Origin of the sequence: Mesorhizobium sp. M4A.F.Ca.ET.022.05.2.1, from assembly GCF_003998845.1 — a bacterium.
GTDB lineage: Bacteria > Pseudomonadota > Alphaproteobacteria > Rhizobiales > Rhizobiaceae > Mesorhizobium.
In genome coordinates this window covers 1-2446 of record NZ_RZOJ01000615.1, presented here as the reverse complement: position 1 = coordinate 2446, position 2446 = coordinate 1, and the positions used below count along the sequence as shown (strand labels likewise).

The 2446-nt window shown below is 62.6% G+C and carries 4 protein-coding genes; all 4 read left to right on the top strand.

The window, feature by feature from the left end:
* The first annotated feature begins 124 nt into the window (after nt 1-124).
* Nucleotides 125-1006, top strand: coding sequence for a carboxylating nicotinate-nucleotide diphosphorylase (gene nadC / locus EN745_RS33630; RefSeq protein ID WP_127423233.1), 882 nt, complete (start codon nt 125-127; stop codon nt 1004-1006).
* A 10-nt stretch (nt 1007-1016) separates the two neighbouring features.
* Nucleotides 1017-1337: a hypothetical protein gene (locus tag EN745_RS33625; protein WP_127423232.1), complete on the top strand. Its 321-nt coding sequence runs from the start codon at nt 1017-1019 to the stop codon at nt 1335-1337.
* Nucleotides 1338-1409: 72 nt separating this feature from the next.
* Nucleotides 1410-1862 (top strand): aspartate 1-decarboxylase, encoded by a 453-nt coding sequence (panD, locus tag EN745_RS33620; RefSeq protein WP_127423231.1) that lies wholly within the window; start codon nt 1410-1412, stop codon nt 1860-1862.
* A 59-nt stretch (nt 1863-1921) separates the two neighbouring features.
* The coding region (locus EN745_RS33615; RefSeq protein ID WP_348630986.1) for a radical SAM protein at nt 1922-2446 on the top strand (525 nt) is incomplete at its 3' end.

Here is a 2446-nt window from a genome sequence, read left to right as displayed (position 1 = left end):
TCGCACTACCGGTCCGATTTCACTGGGCGCGATGCTGCCGCCCTCCCGTCGCGACTGACGCTCTGCACAGCCTTTGAGAGTGCCGTCGCGCTCAGCTGGCAGAGATCCGAACGGAGTTGCTGATATGAGTTCCCTTGCACCGCTCCCCCAGATCGTCCTGGAACCGATCGTGCGCAGCGCCCTTCTGGAAGATTTTGGCAGGGCCGGCGACATCACGAGCGATGCGATCATCCCCGCCGATTGCAAGGCGACGCTCGCGTTGAATGCCCGGCAGGCGGGCGTTGTCGCCGGGCTTGATCTGGTCATGTTTGCCTTTCTGCTGGTCGATCCTGGGATCAGCATGCAGTTGCGCTGTCCGGAGGGCGGCAAGGTTTCGGCCGGCGAAACCATCGCGATCGTAAGCGGGCCGGCGCGCAGCCTGCTGACGGCGGAACGGACGGCGCTCAATTTTCTCTGCAAGCTAAGCGGCATAGCGACGGCTACGGCAGCGCTCGTAAACGCGGTGCGCGGCCTTAACGCAAAGATCGTGTGCACGCGAAAGACGACGCCCGGTCTGCGTGTCCTGGAAAAATATGCCGTGCGCGCCGGTGGCGGCGCCAACCACCGCTTCGCGCTCGACGACGCCGTGCTCATCAAGGACAACCACATCGCTATTGCCGGCGATATCCGTACCGCCATCGAGCGAGCACGCGGCGCCATAGGTCACATGGTCAAGATAGAGGTCGAGGTCGACACGCTGGACCAGCTTGAGATGGCACTCCAAGTCGGCGTTGACGCCGTGCTTCTCGACAACATGTCGCCCGAGGAACTTTCCCAGGCTGTGACGATGGTCGGCGGCAGAGCTCTCACAGAAGCATCGGGTCGGGTAACGCCGAGAACGGCTCCCGCAATTGCCGCGACCGGGGTCGATCTCATCTCGGTCGGCTGGCTTACCCATAGCGCTCCCATTCTCGACATTGGCCTTGATATGGCTGCGGACCGGAATTGCCGCAGGCATCTGAACTGAGGGGGAGGGCATGAACCGGGACCGCAGGAACTCCTTTGGCCGCAGACTAACTCGCGCCACCATGTCCTTAGTTCCACCGACCGCTGACCCAAGCCTGCTTGGCGCACCGCATAGTTCTAGCGGCGAGGAGAAAGCGACGGGCCAGGGGCAAACAAAGGACCGCGTGGAAGCACTTGGCTTTATCATCTGCCGGCTCGACGAACTGCGGCAGATGGCTGCCTCGCACGGACTGGAAGCACTCGGTTGCCTGTTGGATGTCGCCTTCACCGAATCCTGCGACGCGATCAGAAGGGAGCGTTCTTGCGCTCAAGCCGAAGAAGGCACGCGATAGGCGCCGCGAACGCGAGGCACAGGGGCACAGCGGCACAGGGGCACAGGATCGAAAGTCGTTTTGGAGGAAGGGATGCGCAAAATCGTTGCCGGCAAGCTGCACGGCATCCATGTCACCGAGGCCAATCTCGACTATCACGGCTCGATCACGCTCGATCCCGACCATTGCGAACAGGCAGGCATCCTGCCGATGGAATTTGTCGAGATCTGGAACAAGAATTCGGGCGCGCGGATTTCGACCTATGTCATCCTCGGCGAACGCGGCTCGCGCTGCTGCATTCTCAACGGCGCCGCGGCCCGCACCTGCCAGCCAGGCGACCAGGTCATCATCTGCAACTCGGTCTATGTGGACCAGGCGGAGCTCACCGCTCTCAAACCGCGTGTGCTGACCTTCGACAAGGATAATCGGATCGTCGACCGCCTGACCTATTCGGTCGAGCGCGATGCGGGCGGAGGCTACAGCTTCTCCATCCTCGACGAAGCTCGCACTGCTCTGCCCGTGCCGGCGCTGGTGGGCAGATCGTGACGGGCTCCGAAGTCCGTTTTCTTGGCTGATACCCAAACGCTTTTGCTGATGGAGGTGGAATGAACGCGGAACTTGGCCTGGACCTGACATCGGACCCTCTCGGTTGGGCGCTTCCGCCTTGGACCCGGGCGGAAGCCCGGGCGGTTTACGATCTTCCCTTCAACGACCTGCTCTTCCGGGCCCAGACGATCCATCGCGAGAATTTCGATCCCAACCGGGTGCAGTTGTCGCGCCTGCTCTCGATCAAGACCGGCGGCTGCCCCGAGGATTGCGGCTATTGCAGTCAGTCCGCCCATCACCAGTCCGGCCTCAAGGCTTCGAAGCTGATGGAGGTCAAACGCGTCATCGCCGAGGCGACGAAGGCCCGCGATGCCGGCGCCACGCGCTATTGCATGGGGGCCGCGTGGCGCAGCCCCAAGGAGCGCGACATGGAGGCGGTGATCGCCATGGTCGAGGGCGTGAAGGCGCTCGGCATGGAGACCTGCATGACGCTCGGTATGCTCGACCTCGATCAGGCGCAACGGCTCAAGCAGGCCGGGCTCGACTACTACAACCACAACATCGACACCTCCGAGCGCTACTAT